This is a genomic window from Labilithrix sp. (assembly GCA_019637155.1).
Classification (GTDB): domain Bacteria; phylum Myxococcota_A; class Polyangia; order Polyangiales; family Polyangiaceae; genus Labilithrix.
Genome location: JAHBWE010000004.1, coordinates 84,643 through 102,294, shown reverse-complemented (window position 1 = coordinate 102,294; position 17,652 = coordinate 84,643). Strand labels below are relative to the sequence as shown.

The window sequence follows — 17,652 nt, the reverse complement described above, 5'->3', positions numbered from 1 at the left end:
TCTTCGTGGGTCAGTGCGCCACCCACTGGACGCTCTTGAGATCGATGCCCTCTTTGTACATCTCGTACAGGGGCGACATGTTTCGGAGGTGGACGACCTTGTCCGTGACGAGCTTCGCCACGTAGTCGACCTCCTCTTCGGTGGTCCAACGGCCGAGGCCGAAGCGGATGCTCGAGTGGGCCATCTCGTCGCCGACGCCGAGCGCGCGGAGGACGTAGCTGGGCTCGAGGCTCGCCGACGTGCACGCGGAGCCGGAGCTCACCGCGACGTCCTTGATCGCCATCATCATCGCCTCGCCCTCGACGAACGAGAACGAGATGTTGAGGTTGCCGGGGAGGCGGTGCTCGAGCGAGCCGTTGACGACGGCCTCCTCGATGCCGCTCTGGAGCTTCTTCCGCAGGCGCTCGCGGAGGCCGAGGATGCGGGCGTTCTCGGCCGGTCCGTCCTCGAGCATGATCGCGGCGGCCTTGCCGAAGCCGACGATGCCGGGGACGTTGAGCGTGCCGGAGCGCATGCCGCGCTCGTGCCCGCCGCCGTCCATCTGCGCGACGAGGCGGACGCGCGGCTTGCTGCGCCGCACGTAGAGCGCGCCGACTCCCTTGGGGCCGTACATCTTGTGCGCGGTGATCGACGCGAGGTCGACGTTCATCTTCTGGACGTCGAACGGCACCTTGCCGATCCCCTGCACCGCGTCGGTGTGGAAGAGGACGCCCTTCTCGCGCGTGATCTTGCCGATCGCCTCGAGCGGCTGCACGGTGCCGATCTCGTTGTTCGCGAGCATGACCGAGACGAGGATCGTCTTGTCGGTGATCGCGGCGCGGACGGCCTCCGGATCGACGAGGCCCTCTTTGTTCACCGGGAGGTAGGTGACCTCGCAGCCTTCTTTCTCGAGGCGCTTGCAGGTGTCGAGCACGGCCTTGTGCTCGATCACGGTCGTGATGATGTGGTTGCCCTTGTCTTTGTAGAACTCGGCGACGCCCTTGAGCGCGACGTTGTTCGACTCCGTCGCGCCGGAGGTGAACACGATCTCCTTCTCGCTCGAGGCGCCGGCGAGCTTGGCGATGCGCTCGCGCGCGTAGTCGACCGCTTCTTCGGCGGTCCAACCGAAGGCATGGCTGCGGCTCGCCGCGTTGCCGAACTTCTCGGTGAAGTACGGCAGCATCTCCTCGAGCACGCGCGGATCGACCGGCGTCGTCGAGTGGTAGTCCATGAAGATAGGGAGCTTGATCGCCATGATGATGCTTCTCTAGGTGCGGAAGCCCGCGACGAGGTCGGGCACTTCTTGTTCGCGGTCGTGGTGGTTGCACGAGGGGCAGGAGGCGAGGAGGCGGTCCTGCTCGCAAGCCGACTCGCAGGTGTCGAGGTACTCGAGGCTGGCGAGGATCTCGCGCTCGAGGAGGCGCAGCCGTTCGATCTGGGCGCGGGTGTCGTCGAGCTTCGCCTTGTAGACGCCGCGGACCTTGGTCATCGCGGACGGGGCCGAGGCCTTGTCCGCGCCGACGTCTTTCGCGATCGACTGGATGTCGGTGAGGCTGAAGCCGAGGTCTTGGAGCTTCCCGATCCAGCGGATGCGCACGAGCGCTTCGGGTCCGTAGAGCCGATACCGCCCCTTCGAGCGCGCGACAGGCTTCAGCAGGTCCATCTGCTCGTAGAGATGGATGGCGCGCACCGTCTTCCCCGCCTCCCGCGCCAGATCGCCGACCTGCATGAGCTCCGCCGCAGCGGCGGGCTCCGCGATATCGTTCAGGATCGGCAGACGAACGTTGCTCATGACCAGAGGCGAGCCCTTACTCTCACGTACGCGTAAGACCTGAAAGCAAAATCGCTCCCAACATCAACCCTCACGTTAGCGTCAGACTTCGCCTCAGACAAGCGCCAGCATACGCCCGAGCGCACGTGAGCCCGAGGGCCCGAGGGCCCGCCGCCGCACGGAGGGGCCCCAGAAGCGGCCGCGAATGCGGGCGCGAAGCGCCCCGAGCGCGAAGCGCGAGGGCCGTGTCTGGGGCGGGGGTGTCGGGGGCGGAGCCCCCGACGTTGACAGCGCGTAAGTAGCCGGAAAATCAGTCAGCGGGATAGACTTTCTCGGGCGGATCCCGAATGAGCGACGAGGAGTCGACGCAGCAGATCGACGTCGACGCGCTGCGTGCGCGGGCGCGCGAGTCCGCGGACGAGGAGCCCCTCCTCTCCTCTTCTTCCGATCGCCGAAACGTGCACGAGGACCGGACCGTCATGGCGCCGCCCCGCAACGCGTCGCGGCGGCGGAAAGGCCAGAACGACTCCATCTCCATCGAGGTCGAGATCGGAGCCTCGGAGGCGGAGTTCGACGGCGACGAGCACCCCGACGACATCGAAGAAGTGAGCGACGACGACGACGACCTATCCCTCGTCACCGATCGCCGCCGCGTCGATCCCGCGCTCCTCACGTACGGCGCGGCGATCGACGAGCCCCCGCCCGAGCCCGAAGAAGAAGCGCGCTCGCTCATCGGCACCGTGCCCGGACACGACGTCGCGCAGGCGCTCCGCGCGATGATGGGCGACGTCCCCGACACGCCGCTCGAGAGCCTCTCGCATCCACAACAAGAAGACCGCACGCTGGAGCCGGAGCTCACACGGGAGCGAGAGCCGGAGCCCGACCACGATCCGGACTCGCTCCCGCCGATGTGGGAACCGCGACGAACCACCTCGTTCGAGGAGAGCGAGACGATGACGCGCCTCCCCGCCGGCACGCCCGCCGAGCTCGGACGGCAATACCTCCGCGACGACGCGATGGACGCGATGCACACGTCGGACGCGATGCACATGTCGGACGCGATGGGCGCGATGCACGCGATGGACGAGCCCGACGAGATGACGCGGCTCGGTCGCACGAACGAGGAGGACGCGCTCCCCGCCTTCTCGCTCGACGAGTCCATCGACGAGGAGCCCGAGCCGGCGCCGTGGCGGCCGCCGCCGATGTCGCACGAGCCTCACTCCATCACCCACACGAGCACGAGCGCGCGTCAGGCGCTCTCCACCCTCGGCGCCGAGAACACCGCGATCACGCGCGCCGCGCCCTCGACGCACGTCGCCCCCTCGACCCACGTCGCGCCGCCGCCGCCGTCCTCGCGACGCGCGCCGCCGCCGCCGAACGACGACGTCGATCGCCTGCTCGAGCAGACGCGCGCCACCGATCGCGGCGTCGACTTCCCCGATCCCGACGAGCTCCCGAGCACGACGACCTCGACGCCGGCGGTGCGATCGCTGCGCGACACGATGGACGAGGACTCGCTCAAGCACTCGCTTCGCTCGTTCCGCGACGAGCCCGCGCCGGCGTCGATGACCCACGCCGGGATGACGATCGAGACGATCGAGCCATCCCCCACCGCCGACTACGAGCACGCGCCGGAGGACGAGCTCCCGCGCTTCAGCCTCGCCTCGATCTCGGACGACGAGCAGATCGCGGCCTACGACGAGCAGGTCGAGGCCTACGCCGCGGAGCCAGCGACGAACTACATCCCGCGCGCGACGCCGCCGCCCCCGCCGCCGACCGTCCACGTCCCCGAGCCGAAGACGATGACCGCGGCGGGCGCGCCGGATCCGCTCGACTCCGTCGAGGTCCGCATCTCCGAGCCCGACGCGCAAGAGGCCGCGCCGGCGGCCGCCGACTACGCCGACTACGCCGACTTCGCCGACTTCGCGGACGAGAAGACGTCGCGCGGACAGGTCGCGGTGCGCGATCCCGAGCCGTCCGTGATCGACGGCGACGACCTGATCGAGCTCGTGCCCGAAGAGGTCATCGAAGACCTCGGGCTCACCGATCAGAACCCCGCCGTCGCGGGCGAGCCGCCGCCGCCTCCCCCGCCCGACCGCAGCACGTACCGCCCGCCCGCGCCCGCGCGCACCTCGCCGCCGCCCGCGATCGCGATGGAGGAGGTCGACCCCGAGGAGCAGGAGCTCATCGACGAGGGGAAGTTCTCGCTCCTCGTCGCGCTCTACCGCCAGCGCCTCGCGAACACCGACGGCCCGAACAAGAAGGCCGCGCTCCTCCTCAAGATCGCGCGCGTCTACGAGGACGACGTCAAGGACCTCAACGAGGCCTTCAACGCCGCGGTCGACGCGTTCGAGATCGTCCCCGACAACGAGGACGTCGTCGCCGAGCTCGATCGCCTCGGCAAGGAGACGCAGCGCATCGGCGAGCTCGCCGACAAGGTGAAGAAGCGCATGGTGCCGGGCGCGCCCGACGACAAGCGCGTCTCGTACCTCGCGCACGTCGTCTACTGGTACGAGAGCGTGCTCGGGCGCGGGAGCGAGGTCTCCTCGCTCATCTCCGACATCGAGCGCGTCGACAAGGTCCATCCCTACGTCCTCAAGCGCGCCGCCCAGCTCGCCGCGATGAACGGCGACGTGAAGACCCAGCGCGAGCACCTCACGCGCGCGCTCGAGCGCACGATCCGCAACGCCGAACGCGTGAAGCTAGAGCTCGCGCTCGCGAGCGCCTGGGCCGGCACGCCCGAGGCGATGAAGCACTACGAGACCGCGCTCACGCTCGATCCGACGTCGCTCGTCGCGCTCCAGGGCGTGAAGCGCCTCGGCAAGGAGAAGGAGCTCTACCCGCAGGTGAAGTGGGCGCTCGAGCGCCAGGCCGAGGTCGCCCCCACCGAGGCGGAGAAGATCGACGCGCTCCTCGAGCTCGCCGAGCTGGAGGAGACGAAGTTCCTGAAGCGTGAGCTCGCGGCGCAGCTCCTCGAGCAGGTGCTCACGATGGAACCGGCGCACCCGCAGGCGCTCAAGGGCCTCGAGCGCTGCTACCACGCGCTCCGCGACTGGCCGGCGCTCGCGCGCGTGCTCGCGGCGCGGGCGGAGCACGCGTTCGAGAAGAAGGCGAAGGTGGAGCTCCTCGAGCTCGCGGCCGAGGTGCACGAGTCGAAGCTCGGCGATCCCGGCGGCGCGATCGAGGTCTACACGAACATCCTCATCGTCGACCCGAAGCACCGGCGCTCGCTCACCGACCTCGGTCGCCTCTACGAGAAGATGAGCGACTGGGAGAACGTCGCGCTCTACAAGTCGCGCCTCGCCGAGCTCGCGCCGACGAAGCGCCTGCACTCGCAGGAGCTCGTGAAGCTCGGCGACTTCCTCAACACGCCGGAGCGCGATCGCAACGCGGCGAAGATCCAGTACGAGAAGGCGGTCCAGATCGATCAGACGAACGCGGCGGGCTGGGAGGCGATCCAGAAGATCGCGCAGGAGGAGGGCGACATGGCGGTCGTCCTCGACTGCCTCGAGATGCGCAAGAAGCACACCGACATCCCGCGCCAGCGCGCGGTGGTGCTCGTGGAGCTCGCGCGCCATCAGGTCGCCCAGGGCGACGAGGAGGGCGCGCGAAAATCGTACGAGGCCGCGATCCGCGCCGACTCCTCGAACGAGCCCGCCGCGATCGCGATGCTCGACGCGTACACGGAGGGCGAGCGCTGGGCCGAGGCGGCGCCGCTCTGCGAGCTCCTCGTCAACGCGGCGATCCGCGACCGCGACAACGACGCGCTCTTCATTCGGCTCCGGCTCCAGACGCGCATCGCCGCCGCGCTCGGCGACGCAGAGCGCGCCCTCACCGCCTCGATGGCGGCGCTCGACTCGCAGCCGATGGACATGGGCGCGCAGTCGGACCTCATCGCGGTGGCGAGCCAGTGCAGCGGGACGCCGTCGCTCGCGCGCGCGAAGGACCACCTCGCCCGCGTCGCCGCCTCGCTCGACGAGCTCGTGACCGATCAGATCGTCAAGCTCGCCGCGCTCCACCGCGAGCTCGCGGACCTCGACATCGCGGCGCGCTGCTACGAGGCGGCGCGCAAGAACGAGCCGAACAACGAGGTCATCGCGAAGGAGCTCTCCGCGATCTACCTCGAGCAGGCCGACTACCCGCGCGCGTGCAAGCTGAAGGTCGACCTCGCGCGCAACGCGGCGAGCGACGAGGCTCGCTTCGCGCTCCTGTGCGAGGCGGGCGAGATCTGGGCGCGGCGCGCGGAGGAGCTCGAGAAGGCGGCGGACATCTTCGAGGAGGCGCGCGGGATCAAGGCGCAGGACGCGTGGCTCCTCCAGACGCTGCGCTGGCTCTACACCGAGCTCGCCGACTGGGAGATGCTCTTCGGCGTCCTCGACGACATGATCGTCGCGGAGGAGAACCCGGCGAAGAAGATCGAGCTCGTGCTCGCGCAAGGCGACATCGCGAAGGACCACCTCGGCGATCCAGCGCGCGCGACCGACGCGCTCGACCGCGCGCTCGACCTCGATCGCAAGCGCCTCGACCTCTTCGAGAGCATCGTCCGCCAGCTCACCGAGGCGAAGGACTGGGACCGCCTCGAGCGCTGCTACCGCAAGATGATCGCGCGGGTGAAGGACGACGAGGAGCCCCAGCTCCAGTTCCTCCTCTTCCATCAGCTCGGCCTCATCTATCGCGACCGCCTCGGCGACGCCTCGCGCGCGTTCGACGCCCTCGACGCCGCCTCACGCCTCGAGCCGGAGAACGCCGAGGTCCGCAAGATCGTCATCGAGCTGCTCATCGTCACCGACAACCTCGACAACGCCGTCGCGCGCGTCCGCGACGAGATCGAGCGCGACCCGCATCAGCCCGGGCTCTACGCCGAGCTCTACGAGCTCTTCCTCCGCCAGCACTTCTTCGACAAGGCGTGGTGCTGCGTGAACGTCCTCGCGCGCCTGCAAGCGCCGACCGCGGATCAGAAGCGCTTCCACGAGGACTACGCGCCGATGCCGCTCGACCGCGTGCCGGGCCAGATCGTCGAGCAAGCGTGGCTCTCGCACGTGTTCCATCGCGACATCGACGTCGCGCTCACGAACATCCTCACCATCCTCACGCCCGCGGTCGCGCGGATGCGCTTCGGCCAGCTCCGCCCCGAGCAGCGCGTCGGCCGCCCCTTCACCCCCACCCACTCGCGCATGCACAACGCGGTGCGCGAGACCTTCGACAACGCGTCGGAGATCCTCGCGGTGCAGGCCCCCGAGCTCCTCGTCGCGGAGCTCAACTCGATCCATCCCTTCGCCCCCGCGCTCGCGCCGTTCGGCGCCACGCTCGTGTGCGGCCCCGCGATCGAGGCGCAGTCGGTGTCGCTCGTGTACCTCGTCGGCAAGCGCCTCGCGGAGCAGCGGCCCGAGCTCGCCGCGCGCGCGTTCTTCCCCGCGGAGAAGGAGCTCGCGACGCTCCTCGCCTCCTCGATGCGCGTCGCGCGCAACGAAGGCGCGAAGGAGCCGACCGGCTCGGCGCTCGACTCCGCGCTCGCGGCCGCGCTCTCGCCGCAGGAGGCGGCGCAGCTCCGCGCCGCGATGATGCAGGCGCTCGCGGACAACACCGCCTTCGACGTGAAGCGCTGGCTCCAGCTCGCGGACCTCTCGAGCATGCGCGCCGGCCTCCTCATCTGCGGCGACATCGAGCCCGCGCGCCAGGCGATCGGCTGCGAGGTCGCGGCCGCGTCGGACCTCTCCCCGCGCGACAAGCTCGGCGAGCTCCTGAAGTTCGCGGTCAGCGACCTCTACTCGGATCTCCGCGGCGCGATCGGCGTCGCGGTGCAGTCCTGACGCGCGCCGCGGCGGCGCGATGCTCACGGGCAACAAGATGGCTATCTTCATGTACATGAAGCGCGTATCGGTCGCCGAGGCACGGAATCAATTGCCGGCGCTCATTCATCAAGCAGAGCGAGAGCCGGTCGAGATCGTCCGACGCGGGAAGCGATTTCGCACCGTTCGACGTGAAGGTCGAGAGCTGGCTGTAGACGGCGCGTGCATCGCCGGCGCGATGCTAAAGTCCCGGCTCGATGAGCGACGTCGTCATCGTGGGCGCAGGGCAAGGTGGCGGCGTGACCGCGATCTCGCTCCGGCAGCAGAAGCTCGAGGGATCGATCCTCCTCGTCGGCGCCGAGCCCGAGCTGCCGTACGAGCGGCCCGCGCTCTCGAAGGAGTACCTCGCCGGCGAGAAGGCCTTCGAGAAGCTGCTCCTCCGGCCCGCGTCGGCGTGGGCGGAGCGGAACATCGAGACGCGGCTCGGCACGCGTGTCGTCGCGGTCGATCCCGTCGCGCACACGGTGACGACGGCGGACGGCGAAACGATCGCGTACGGGAAGCTCGTGTGGGCGACCGGCGGGCGGCCGCGGCGGCTCCCGTGCAGCGGCCACGACCTCGCCGGCGTGCACTACGTGCGCGATCGCGCGGACGTCGATCGGATGATCGCCGAGCTCGACGCCGCGAGCGCGGTCGTCGTCATCGGCGCCGGCTACATCGGGCTCGAGGCCGCGTCGGTGCTGCGGAAGAAGGACAAGCGCGTCACCGTGCTCGAGGCGCAGGAGCGCGTGCTCTCGCGCGTCGCCGGCGCCGCGCTCTCCACGTTCTTCGAGGACGAGCACCGCGCGCAGGGCGTCGACCTCCGCCTCGGCGCGAAGGTGGAGCGCCTCGAGGAGACCGCGGGCAAGGTCTCCGGCGTGCGCCTCGCGGACGGCGAGGTGCTCCCCGCCGATCTGGTCGTCGTCGGGATCGGCATCGACGCCGCGGTCGAGCCGCTCCTCGCCGCCGGCGCGGAGGGCATGAACGGCGTCGCGATCGACCTGCACGGTCGCACGAGCCTCCCCGACGTCTACGCCCTCGGCGACTGCGCCGCGCACGCGAACGTCCACGCCCGCGGCGACGTCGTGCGCCTCGAGTCGATCCAGAACGCGAACGACCTCGCGCAGATCGTCGCGAAGGCGATCGCCGGCACGCTCGCGGAGGGTGAGCGCTACGACGCGGTGCCGTGGTTCTGGTCCAACCAGTACGACCTGCGGCTGCAGACGGTGGGCCTCTTCCACGGTCACGACGACGTCGTCGTCCGCGGCGACCCGAAGACACGGAGGTTCTCGGTCGTGTACCTGCGCGGCGGAAAGGTCATCGCGCTCGACTGCGTGAACCTCACGAAGGACTACGTCCAGGGCAAGGCGCTCATCACGAAGGCCCACGCCGTCGATCGCGCGCGCCTCGCCGATCCGAACGTGCAGCTGAAGGAGCTGTAGGCTCGTTGCTACTCGAGTATTCCAGTGGTAGTACCATCCCATGGCGGCCCAGAAGTTCTCCATCTCGTTCGACGGAGCGCTCGCTTCCGCCGTACGGAGGGCTGCGGCGGAGGAGGGGGTGAGCCTCTCCACTTGGCTCGCGGACGCCGCCGAGGCGAAGGCGAGGCAGCGGCACCTGCGCGAGGCCCTCGACGAGTTCGCCCGAGAGCACGGCGCCCTCGGCGAGCAGGAGATCGAGGAGCTCGTCCGCCGCGCCAGGCGTACCGCACGCGTGAGCCAGCCGCGTGCGAAGCGCACATCCAAGAAGCGCCCGTCGCGGAAGGTCGCGTGAGCCTCTTGCTCGACGCTGGCGCGTTGATCGCCTTCGAGCGGGGGAGCCGCGTCGTCCAGGCGTTCCTCGAGCGAGCGCAGAGGAGCGGCGAGCAGGTCCGGACCACGACCGGAGTCGTCGCGCAGGTCTGGCGGAGACCCGCCGCGCAGGCGCGACTCTCGCGGCTGCTCCGGGGAGTCGAGGAGGTGGCGCTCGATCGTGACAGGGCAAGACGCACGGGCGTCTTGCTCGGAGCGGCGCACGTCGATGACGTGGTCGACGGCTCGCTCGTCGACGCCGGGCGGGACGGTGACGAGATCCTGACGAGCGATCCCGACGATCTGATCCGATTGGCCAGCGCCGCCGGCAAGACGCTGATCATCACTCGGATATGACGTCGTTCACTCCCCTCACCGCGCTCGCGGGCGGCGCGCTCATCGGCGTCGCGGCGTCGATCCTCCTCGCGCTCGATGGGCGCGTCGCGGGGATCTCCGGCATCGTCGGCGGGCTCTTCGATCGTTCCGCGAAGGGCGAAGAGAAGGACTGGCGCGGCGCGTTCCTCGGCGGGCTCTTCGCCGGCGGGCTCGCGGTCGCGTTCCTCGCGCGCGAGGCGCTCACGCCGTCGATCGCCGCGCCACCCGCCGCGCTCACGATCGTGGCGGGCCTGCTCGTCGGCGCGGGCACGCAGATCGGTCAGGGCTGCACGAGCGGCCACGGCGTCTGCGGGCTCAGCCGGCTCTCGAAGCGCTCCCTCGTCGCGACGATCACGTTCATGGCGGTCGCGATGGCCTCGACCTTCGTCGTGCGCCACGTGCTCCACCTCGGAGCCCCGTCGTGACGCGCCGGCTCGTCGCGGCGTTCGTCGCGGGCGCGGTCTTCGCGGTCGGGCTCGCGATCTCGGGGATGACGGATCCGGCCAAGGTCCTTGGTTTCCTCGACGTGACCGGCGCCTGGGACCCCTCGCTCGCGCTCGTGATGGCCGGCGCGGTGGGCGTCCATTTCTTCGCCGCGCGATGGGCCAAGTCCTTGAAATCACCCATCCTTGGCGGCAACTTCGACCTCCCGAAGGACGGGGCGATCGACCGGCGGCTCGTCGGCGGGGCGGCCCTCTTCGGGCTCGGCTGGGGCGCGGCCGGCTACTGCCCCGGCCCGGCCGTCGTGGCCTCGGTCGGGCTCGCCCCCACCACGTGCCTCTTTCTTCTTTCCATGATCACGGCTATCTGGCTCGTCCGCCTCGGTGCTCGACGCGGAGCAGGCGCGCCGATGAAGACGCGCTCCTGATCGTGCTTTCGGACTGGTTTGTAGGAGCAACTGTAAAATGAGCCGTTTCACTGGACCCCGCGTCAAGCGCCTCCGCGCCCTCAACACCGAGCTCCCCGGCCTCACGCCGAAGAAGTTCGACAAGCGCCCCTACCCGCCGGGTCAGCACGGCCAAGCGCGCAAGAAGCTCACCGAGTTCGCGCTCCGCCTCCAGGAGAAGCAGAAGCTCCGCCTCAACTACGGCGTGACCGAGCGCCAGCTCCGTCACCTCGTCGAGGAAGCGAAGACGTCGAAGGGCGCCACCGGCGGCGTCATCATCGAGCTCCTCGAGCGCCGCCTCGACAACGTCGTCTTCCGCGCCGGCCTCGCGCGCACGATCCCGGGCGCGCGCCAGCTCGTGAACCACGGCCACATCCTCGTCAACGGCAAGCGCGTCGACATCGCGTCGTACCGCGTGAACAAGGGCGAGACGATCACGGTGCACGAGCGCAGCAAGAACATGGCGTCGATCGCGGCGGCGAAGGAGATCGCCGACAACTTCCAGACGCCGTGGCTCGAGGTCGACCGCAACAAGCTCGAGGTGAAGGTCACGAACCTCCCCGACGAGACGGCGGTCCTCTTCCCGATCCGCGTCCAGCTCGTCGTCGAGTACTACTCGCAGCGCCTCTGATTCACTTGCAGGTGTACTGCGCCTCGTGGAAGTCATCCCCGGCGCAGCGCACCTTCAGCGTCGTCGAGGTCGTGCCGGAGGCGAGGACCTTCGCGTCGACGACGAGCGTGATCGCGCAGTCGCCGCCGTACTCGACGTTGTCGTAGGCGATCCAGTCACCGGAGCGCGGGCGGTAGCTGTGCTTGCGCTCGCCGGTGCGGTCGAAGTCTTCGCCCTCTTCCTGGATGCGGATCACGTCCTCGTTGATCTGCATCGTGAGCTTGTCGGCGAAGGCGGAGCCACCGCTCGTCGTGCACGCCCACTTCCGCGCGTCGGCGGGGAGCGTCGCGTCGACGGGCGGCGGGGGCGGCGGCGGCGGTCCCGGCACGCGGTAGGTCGCGGGCTTCGGGTTCGAGCAGTCGAGGACCTCTTGCATGAAGTCGTCGCCCTGGCACTGGATGCGGACCTGCCCCTTCGGCTTGCCGTCGACGACGTCCTGATCGGCGACGACACGGAGCCAGCAATCCATGCCGGTCTCGAACCCGTCGTAGCGAACGCGCCGCTTGCCCGCGGGCGCGCGGTAGGTCGGATCGTGCACGCCGATGTTCGTGCCGTAGTCGTCTTCGAAGGTGAGCCGCTTCGGGGTGACGAGGACCTTCGTCGTCTCCGCGCTCACGATCATCTGCTCGGTCTTGCACTCGTACTCGAACCCGCGCTCCACGGTCACCTCGGACTCGGACGCCGACGTCGCGCCGCCTTCCGCCCCACCGCACGCCACGACGACACCCGAACAAACCGCGAGGAGACCGACACCGAGCTTCTTCATCGTGCCCACCGCCCGTGCAAGCCCCAGGCCGGTACGGCAATGTGCGTAAGTGTATGCAATCGCTACGCGGGCCACGAATGACGAGGATCGCCGGCGATCCAATCTCGAGTCCTCGTCACCAGGTCTTCATGGCGAGAGCTCGAGGCGGCGCAGGCCCTCATGGAGCCAATAAAGGTATTTCGGGTCGAAGCTCGGGACGATGTTGGGCGACGACCCATCATCGCCGATCACTGCGATTTGCGTGCGCCGGCCGTTGGTCTCGTCCACGCGCATCAGGAAGCTCTCGTTGCAGTATCCGATCGGGCCGGTGTTGTAGCCGACGGCGAAGAGGGTCTTGCCGTCGCTGAGCATGTTGGCCATTCCGGGCCAGTCACTGACCACCACGGGCTCGGCGCCGGGCGTCGCCGTGTCGAGCTTCGTCAAATCGCCATTCGGGGAGCGAAAGAACGCATTCGTACCGGCGATGACGAAATCGGACGCGAAGTCCGGCAGGGAGACGCCGGTCGCGACGGCCGCGCCCGACTCGATCGCTGCAAAGTAGATAGACGACCCTTCGACCCAGTAGATGCGCCCGTCTCCAAGCCTGACGAACGATGCGCCTCCACCGTCTGACCTTCGAGGAGCTCCATCACCAGGAACGGCGCGCCGTCGGGGGCGGTGTCGTCGTCGAGCACGCGCACGGCGCCGGGATGATCGACGGCGTTCGCGACGTAGCCTTCCTTCAGGAAGCGCGCGCAGATCTCACGGCTCCTCGCCAGGTCCGGATGGAGCACCTTGATCGCGACGCGGTTCCCGTTGCGGTGCGCGCCCCGGTAGACCGACGCCATGCCGCCAATCCCCAAGAGGGCGTCGACGCGATAGCGGTCGCGCAACACCGTTCCAATGCGCTGACTCGCGAGCTCCTCGAATTCGTCCACTGCTCTCCCCCTCGACGTCCGACGTTGCGACCCCGCGACGCTCCGCCGCAATGTAGGCATATAAGAACTAGTTTATCGCGCCAAGCGCAACGAGCGCTCGGGCCGAAGCAATCCGCGCCTCGCACCGCTCGCACAATAAGGAGGCCGTCCGCGTGCGTGCGGGCGCAGTGCGAACGCGTGTGCGCACGGCGACGTCAGCGGCGCGCCGTCAGCCCGCCGTCATCCAAGCGGCGACCTCCGCCGAGAACGCGTCGAGGTCCGCAATGCCGGTCGTCACGGCGAGGTGCACGAGCGCCGGATCGATCCCCGCGTAGCCGTGCGCGACGACGTTGCGAAGCCCCACCGCGCGAGCGAGCGCGCGCCACGTCTTCTCGGTGATGACGCCGTGCGCGGCGATGCGCGCAAAGCCCTCCGCGAGCGAGCCGGCCGGAGTCCAGCCTTCGTCCGCGATGACGTGGCTCGCGATGTCGGCGCACGCTTGGACCGCAAGCATCAAGTTGAACGAGACGAGATCGAGCGCATCGCGATCGGAGGCGAGCTCCGCCGCCGTCGGCTTCGCGTGCTGCTTCGCGCGCGAGCTGCGGTCCGAGAGCTCCGCGAGCTTCGCGGCTACGAGCTTGCGATCAACCAAGGATCCCCCGCTCCGCGACGCGCTTCAGCCATGCGCGCGCTTGTCGCTCGTACCAGGGGCCGTCGGTCTCGAGCGCGAGGAGCGTGCGCGTGCGAAAGCTCGCCTCGAGCCCGCGTTCGCGCTCGAAGAGCGCGACGCCATCGCGGATGATCGCGCCGAGGAGCGGGATCGACGCCCGCGCGAGGGGAACCACGTCCACCTCGCGACGTGCAACGAGCGCGATCCGCGCCGCCAGGTCGAGGACGTCGACGTCACCTTGCACCGCGAGGTCGAGGTCGGACAATGCGGTCGCGGTGCCGCGCGCGACCGAGCCGAAGACGAAGGCCAGCTCGAGGCCCGCCGTCGCGGCGAGCTCGGCGTGCAGCGCGGCCTTCAACTCCTCGAGCGCGGCGTTCTTCATCTCAACGGCACGGCTCCGGCGCCGAATCGAGCCACGCGGCGCGCTTCTTCTCGTCCTCGGTCACGTCCGCGACCATCCATGTCTGCGGCGCGTTCGGCGCGCAGTCCTTCACGACGAGGAGATAGACGCGATCGCACGGCCGCGCTCCGCCGTCGCAGAGCACGTCCATCGTCGCGCGCGCGTGGGTCCCGCGGACCTCCGCGTCGTCCTTCGACTTCACCTTGAACTTCCGCTTCGCCTGCGACGAGAGGCTCCCACACTCCTTCGCCCAGCACTCCTTCGTCGACGACGTCTCCGCCGTCGCGGCGTCGCCCTCGTTGAGCGAGCGCTCGTAGACGTTCACGAGGAGCGTGACCGCATCATGCTCCTGCGCGGGGCTCACGCTCGCCGCCGCGGACGCCGCGACGGGCATCGGCGTGATCGCGAGCGGCGCGGCCGGCGCCGGAGGCGGTTGCTTCTCACCGCACGCGGCGAGAGCGAGAGCGATGGCTGGAACCAGGAGACGCAAGATGACCTCACGTCCAAGTGTACTTCACCGCGGCCGGAAGACGGCGCGACCGCTCGAAGCTCAAGGCACCACGTCGACGCCTGCGCTTGCCTTTACGATCGCGGCGATCTGGACGAAGAGCTCCACGCCGGTCTTCTTGTCGTCGAGCCAGCGCTTCGTCGTCGCGTCGTAGTCGAAGTGCCAGGCGCGGGCGTTGGCGGCGAGCCAGAGCTGGCGGGTCGGGCGCTGCGTGTTGATCACGCACTTTTGTTTGTTCTTGAAGGTGAGCGTCACCACGTCGCCGGCGCGCTCCACGTCGACGTCGTCGGCGTCGACGTCCTCGAGCATCGCCTCGATGTGCTTCAGCGCCTCGTCGGCGAGATGCCGGTAGTCCTTGTCATCCATCGGGTCAGCTCAGTTCAGCGAGTATGGGAGCGCGAGCGAAAACGGCGCGATCGTCGCGTCGAAGGCGCGGCCGTCGGGGCGGTGCATCTGGTAGGTGCCGCGCATCTCGCCGCGCGGGGTCGTGAGGACGCAGCCGCTCGTGTACTCGAACTGCTCGCCCGGCTTGAGGAACGGCTGCTGCCCCACCACCCCGGGGCCCTTCACCTCTTCGATGCGGCCCTCGCCGTCGGTGATGATCCAGTGACGGCTCCGGAGCTGCGCCGGAGCCTCGCCTTCGTTCGCGATGCGGACCGTGTACGCGAAGACGTAGCGATGGGTCCGCGGCGACGACTGCTCCGGGACGTACACCGCCTGGACCGTGACCTTGATGCCTTCCGTGGTGGCGAGCGACACGACAAGGATGAAGTGCCATTTGCGCGGCCTGCTGGCAATATGCGCGACTCGATCCCATGGCCGAATCTCCTCGCTCCCCGCGCATCAGCGGGATGCCGCTGAAGCAACTCGCCCGCTTCGCCCGCACCGCGGTGGGCCGGGCCACGCTCCAGCGCATCCTGCGATCGGACCTCCAGATCGATCGCCTCGACGCGATCCCCGGCGCGCTCCGCGGACCTCTGCCGCTCGACACGAACGTGCACCCCGGCCGCCCGCCGCGCGAAGCGCCCTCCGCCGGGCTGCCCCCGCCGAAAGGCATGGGCTGGGCGCCGTCGAGCGCGACCCTCGCCGCGCAGTACCGCGAGGGACGGCGCTCGCCGGTCGAGGTGGTGGAGCGCGCGATCGCGGAGGCGAAGCGCCTCGCGGAACTTTCGCCGAGCGTCGGGCCGGTCGTCGAATTCTGCGAGGACGCGGCGCGCGCGGAGGCGGAGGCCTCGGCCGAACGATGGAAGAAGGGCAAGCCCCTCTCCTTCTTCGATGGCGTGCCGTGGACGGTGAAGGAGCAGAACGCGGTGAAGGGCCTCGCGCGCCGCTTCGGCACCGCGTACCTCCCGCACGAAGGACAGCCGGAGGACTCGACCCCGGTCGCGCGCATGCGCGCGGCGGGGGCGATCGTGATCGGGACCACGCACTCGACCGAGCTCGGGATGACGCCGAGCGGCGCGAACGCGAAGCGCACGATGCCGCGGAACCCGCACGACACGAACCACCTCGCCGGCGGATCGTCGACCGGCGCCGGCGTGTCGGTCGCGACCGGCCTCGTCCCCGTCGCGCTCGGCGGCGACGGCGGCGGATCGATCCGCATCCCGTCGTCGCTCGTCGGCGTCTTCGGGATCAAGCCGACGTGGGGCCGCGTGAGCCGCTCCGGCGACGCGGCGGGCGGCTCGGTCGCGCACGTCGGTCCGCTCGGCTGCTCGACCACCGATCTCGCGCACGCGCTCGAGATCATGAGCGGCGTCGACGCGAAGGACCCGCAGACGTACCCCGCGCCACGCCGCGAGGCCGGCTCGTTCGTCGCCGCGCTCTCGCGCGGAGTGAAGGGCATGACGATCGGCGTCGCCCCGTCGGAGTGGAGCGACGCGACGGAGCCGGTCCAGCGCGCCGGCCGCGCCGCGCTCCAGGCGCTCGAGAAGGAGGGCGCTCGCCTCGTCGACGTCCGCCTCGAGCTCGCGAAGTACGCCGCCGCGATCGGCTACGTCATCATCGCGGGCGAGGCGCGCGCGGACCTCCGCGAGGACTGGAAGAACCACGCCGACGAGATGAGCGACGACCTCCAGGTCTCGTTCTCGGCGCTCGACGCGTTCGGCGCGCTCGAGTACCTCGACACCTGCCGCCTCCGGAGCGGCCTCCGCCGCGAGCTCGCGCGCACGTTCGCGTCGGTCGACCTCCTCGCGCTGCCGTCCGCCGCCGGCACCGCGGCGAAGGTCTCCGACACCGACATGCGGACCGGCTTCCTCGACACGAAGGTGATCGACGCGCTCTGCCGCTTCATGTTCCTCGGCAACCTGAGCGGCCTCCCCGCGCTCTCGGCGCCGGTCGGCACCGACAACTACGGCCTCCCGGTCGGCCTCCAGCTCATGGGCGACGCCTGGGACGAGGCGACCATCTTCGCCGCCGCCGCCCACCTCGAACGCCTCGGAGCCGCCGTCCCCCGCCGCCCCCGCATCACCGCGTCGCTCCTCCCGTAACCTCAGCGAGGCGGGAGCGGCTCGCGATAGAGATCGTCGACCGCGACGTCGATGCCGAGGTGCAGGCGCGCGACCTCTCCCGCCGTGAAGACACGTCGTATCCACTCCACCTCCGCGCTCGCGCGGGACCAGACTTCGATCTCCTGGCGAACGTGCGAGACGATGACGTACTCGCGAAGGGAGGGCAGCAAGCGGTAGTCCTCGAGCTTGATGCCACGGTCCCGTTTCTCCGTGTTGCGGCTCGTGACCTCGACGAGGAGCGACGGGTTGACGACGCCACCCTCCGCATCGCGCGGATGCGTCTTGGCCTCCCCGCAGATCACGGTCATGTCGGGGTAGTACGCGTTGAGGATCGTCCCGCGGTCGACGACGATGCGAGTGTCCGAGTCCTCGACGCGGCAGGGTCCCCCCTCGCCGAGGCCGATCGTCAGCTTCGCAGAGACTCGGCTCTTCAGCTCCGCGTGGCGTCGGGTGCCTCCCGCCATCGCGAGGATGTCGCCGTCGATGAACTCGTGGCGCGAGTCCACGGATTGCTCGAAGATCAGGTAGGACTCGTACGAGAGCGGAGCGTCGGCGGGGAGCGCGGACATCGTCGGCAGTATAGCTTGCTTCGCAGGACCAGCCAGC

19 protein-coding genes are annotated in these 17,652 nt (G+C 69.6%); 8 read left to right on the top strand and 11 right to left on the bottom strand.

All coding sequences use genetic code 11. From position 1 onward, the window contains the following. Positions 1 to 10: 10 nt before the first annotated feature. Together KF837_09055 and KF837_09050 are read right to left on the bottom strand one after the other, a co-directional pair. Entirely contained in the window at positions 11 to 1,228 is a 1,218-nt protein-coding gene (locus KF837_09055) for an IscS subfamily cysteine desulfurase (GenBank protein MBX3227450.1), read from the bottom strand. A gap of 18 nt (positions 1,229 to 1,246) precedes the next feature. After that, positions 1,247 to 1,708 (bottom strand): MerR family transcriptional regulator, encoded by a 462-nt coding sequence (locus KF837_09050; GenBank protein MBX3227449.1) that lies wholly within the window; start codon positions 1,706 to 1,708, stop codon positions 1,247 to 1,249. A gap of 389 nt (positions 1,709 to 2,097) precedes the next feature. On the opposite strand from KF837_09050, the gene KF837_09045 reads away from it, so the two are divergent. The 7 genes from KF837_09045 to rpsD all read left to right on the top strand — a co-directional run bounded on the left by KF837_09045 (position 2,098) and on the right by rpsD (position 11,260). Continuing rightward, complete coding sequence (locus KF837_09045; GenBank protein MBX3227448.1) at positions 2,098 to 7,560, top strand: hypothetical protein; 5,463 nt, start codon at positions 2,098 to 2,100, stop codon at positions 7,558 to 7,560. Between the two features lie 236 nt (positions 7,561 to 7,796). Next, entirely contained in the window at positions 7,797 to 9,020 is a 1,224-nt protein-coding gene (locus KF837_09040) for an FAD-dependent oxidoreductase (GenBank protein MBX3227447.1), read from the top strand. Between the two features lie 40 nt (positions 9,021 to 9,060). Further along, positions 9,061 to 9,351, top strand: coding sequence for a hypothetical protein (locus tag KF837_09035; protein ID MBX3227446.1), 291 nt, complete (start codon positions 9,061 to 9,063; stop codon positions 9,349 to 9,351). Positions 9,352 to 9,374: 23 nt separating this feature from the next. Further along, the gene (locus KF837_09030) at positions 9,375 to 9,725 is read left to right on the top strand and encodes a hypothetical protein (GenBank protein ID MBX3227445.1); all 351 of its coding nucleotides are present in this window, start codon (positions 9,375 to 9,377) and stop codon (positions 9,723 to 9,725) included. Beyond that, a complete protein-coding gene (locus tag KF837_09025) occupies positions 9,722 to 10,168 on the top strand; it encodes a YeeE/YedE family protein (GenBank protein ID MBX3227444.1) in 447 nt (148 codons plus the stop codon). The genes KF837_09030 and KF837_09025 overlap by 4 nt, the downstream gene beginning before the upstream one ends. Next, positions 10,165 to 10,611: a YeeE/YedE family protein gene (locus tag KF837_09020; GenBank protein MBX3227443.1), complete on the top strand. Its 447-nt coding sequence runs from the start codon at positions 10,165 to 10,167 to the stop codon at positions 10,609 to 10,611. Before KF837_09025 ends, KF837_09020 begins: the two co-directional genes overlap by 4 nt. 37 nt (positions 10,612 to 10,648) lie before the next feature. Further along, a complete protein-coding gene (gene rpsD / locus KF837_09015; protein MBX3227442.1) occupies positions 10,649 to 11,260 on the top strand; it encodes a 30S ribosomal protein S4 in 612 nt (203 codons plus the stop codon). Position 11,261: 1 nt separating this feature from the next. Here the strand turns inward: rpsD and KF837_09010 are convergent, their stop codons facing one another. From KF837_09010 to apaG, 8 genes are all read right to left on the bottom strand, one after another. Continuing rightward, complete coding sequence (locus KF837_09010; GenBank protein ID MBX3227441.1) at positions 11,262 to 12,065, bottom strand: hypothetical protein; 804 nt, start codon at positions 12,063 to 12,065, stop codon at positions 11,262 to 11,264. Between the two features lie 126 nt (positions 12,066 to 12,191). After that, the gene (locus tag KF837_09005; protein ID MBX3227440.1) at positions 12,192 to 12,488 is read right to left on the bottom strand and encodes a hypothetical protein; all 297 of its coding nucleotides are present in this window, start codon (positions 12,486 to 12,488) and stop codon (positions 12,192 to 12,194) included. Continuing rightward, the gene (locus KF837_09000) at positions 12,485 to 12,982 is read right to left on the bottom strand and encodes a hypothetical protein (GenBank protein ID MBX3227439.1); all 498 of its coding nucleotides are present in this window, start codon (positions 12,980 to 12,982) and stop codon (positions 12,485 to 12,487) included. The genes KF837_09005 and KF837_09000 overlap by 4 nt, the downstream gene beginning before the upstream one ends. Positions 12,983 to 13,190: 208 nt before the next feature. Continuing rightward, the gene (locus KF837_08995) at positions 13,191 to 13,613 is read right to left on the bottom strand and encodes a DUF86 domain-containing protein (GenBank protein MBX3227438.1); all 423 of its coding nucleotides are present in this window, start codon (positions 13,611 to 13,613) and stop codon (positions 13,191 to 13,193) included. Next, a complete protein-coding gene (locus tag KF837_08990) occupies positions 13,606 to 14,013 on the bottom strand; it encodes a nucleotidyltransferase domain-containing protein (GenBank protein ID MBX3227437.1) in 408 nt (135 codons plus the stop codon). The genes KF837_08995 and KF837_08990 overlap by 8 nt, the downstream gene beginning before the upstream one ends. A gap of 1 nt (position 14,014) precedes the next feature. Further along, positions 14,015 to 14,521: a hypothetical protein gene (locus tag KF837_08985; protein ID MBX3227436.1), complete on the bottom strand. Its 507-nt coding sequence runs from the start codon at positions 14,519 to 14,521 to the stop codon at positions 14,015 to 14,017. 60 nt (positions 14,522 to 14,581) lie between these two features. Next, on the bottom strand, positions 14,582 to 14,905 hold the full coding sequence (gene cyaY, locus KF837_08980) for an iron donor protein CyaY (protein ID MBX3227435.1): 324 nt from the start codon (positions 14,903 to 14,905) through the stop codon (positions 14,582 to 14,584). Positions 14,906 to 14,914: 9 nt separating this feature from the next. After that, the gene (gene apaG / locus KF837_08975) at positions 14,915 to 15,298 is read right to left on the bottom strand and encodes a Co2+/Mg2+ efflux protein ApaG (GenBank protein ID MBX3227434.1); all 384 of its coding nucleotides are present in this window, start codon (positions 15,296 to 15,298) and stop codon (positions 14,915 to 14,917) included. Between the two features lie 56 nt (positions 15,299 to 15,354). On the opposite strand from apaG, the gene KF837_08970 reads away from it, so the two are divergent. After that, positions 15,355 to 17,025: an amidase gene (locus KF837_08970; protein ID MBX3227433.1), complete on the top strand. Its 1,671-nt coding sequence runs from the start codon at positions 15,355 to 15,357 to the stop codon at positions 17,023 to 17,025. Between the two features lie 2 nt (positions 17,026 to 17,027). Here the strand turns inward: KF837_08970 and KF837_08965 are convergent, their stop codons facing one another. After that, positions 17,028 to 17,615: a Uma2 family endonuclease gene (locus KF837_08965; GenBank protein ID MBX3227432.1), complete on the bottom strand. Its 588-nt coding sequence runs from the start codon at positions 17,613 to 17,615 to the stop codon at positions 17,028 to 17,030. Positions 17,616 to 17,652 lie beyond the last annotated feature (37 nt).

Coding starts and splice junctions, on each gene's coding strand:
- KF837_09010 (MBX3227441.1), bottom strand. CDS start 12,065: ATGAAGAAGCTCGGTGTCGGTCTCCTCGCGGTTTGTTCGGGTGTCGTC.
- KF837_08965 (MBX3227432.1), bottom strand. CDS start 17,615: ATGTCCGCGCTCCCCGCCGACGCTCCGCTCTCGTACGAGTCCTACCTG.
- KF837_09025 (MBX3227444.1), top strand. CDS start 9,722: ATGACGTCGTTCACTCCCCTCACCGCGCTCGCGGGCGGCGCGCTCATC.
- KF837_09035 (MBX3227446.1), top strand. CDS start 9,061: ATGGCGGCCCAGAAGTTCTCCATCTCGTTCGACGGAGCGCTCGCTTCC.
- rpsD (MBX3227442.1), top strand. CDS start 10,649: ATGAGCCGTTTCACTGGACCCCGCGTCAAGCGCCTCCGCGCCCTCAAC.
- cyaY (MBX3227435.1), bottom strand. CDS start 14,905: ATGGATGACAAGGACTACCGGCATCTCGCCGACGAGGCGCTGAAGCAC.
- KF837_08990 (MBX3227437.1), bottom strand. CDS start 14,013: ATGAAGAACGCCGCGCTCGAGGAGTTGAAGGCCGCGCTGCACGCCGAG.
- KF837_09050 (MBX3227449.1), bottom strand. CDS start 1,708: ATGCAGGTCGGCGATCTGGCGCGGGAGGCGGGGAAGACGGTGCGCGCC.
- KF837_09040 (MBX3227447.1), top strand. CDS start 7,797: ATGAGCGACGTCGTCATCGTGGGCGCAGGGCAAGGTGGCGGCGTGACC.
- KF837_09045 (MBX3227448.1), top strand. CDS start 2,098: ATGAGCGACGAGGAGTCGACGCAGCAGATCGACGTCGACGCGCTGCGT.
- KF837_08970 (MBX3227433.1), top strand. CDS start 15,355: ATGGCCGAATCTCCTCGCTCCCCGCGCATCAGCGGGATGCCGCTGAAG.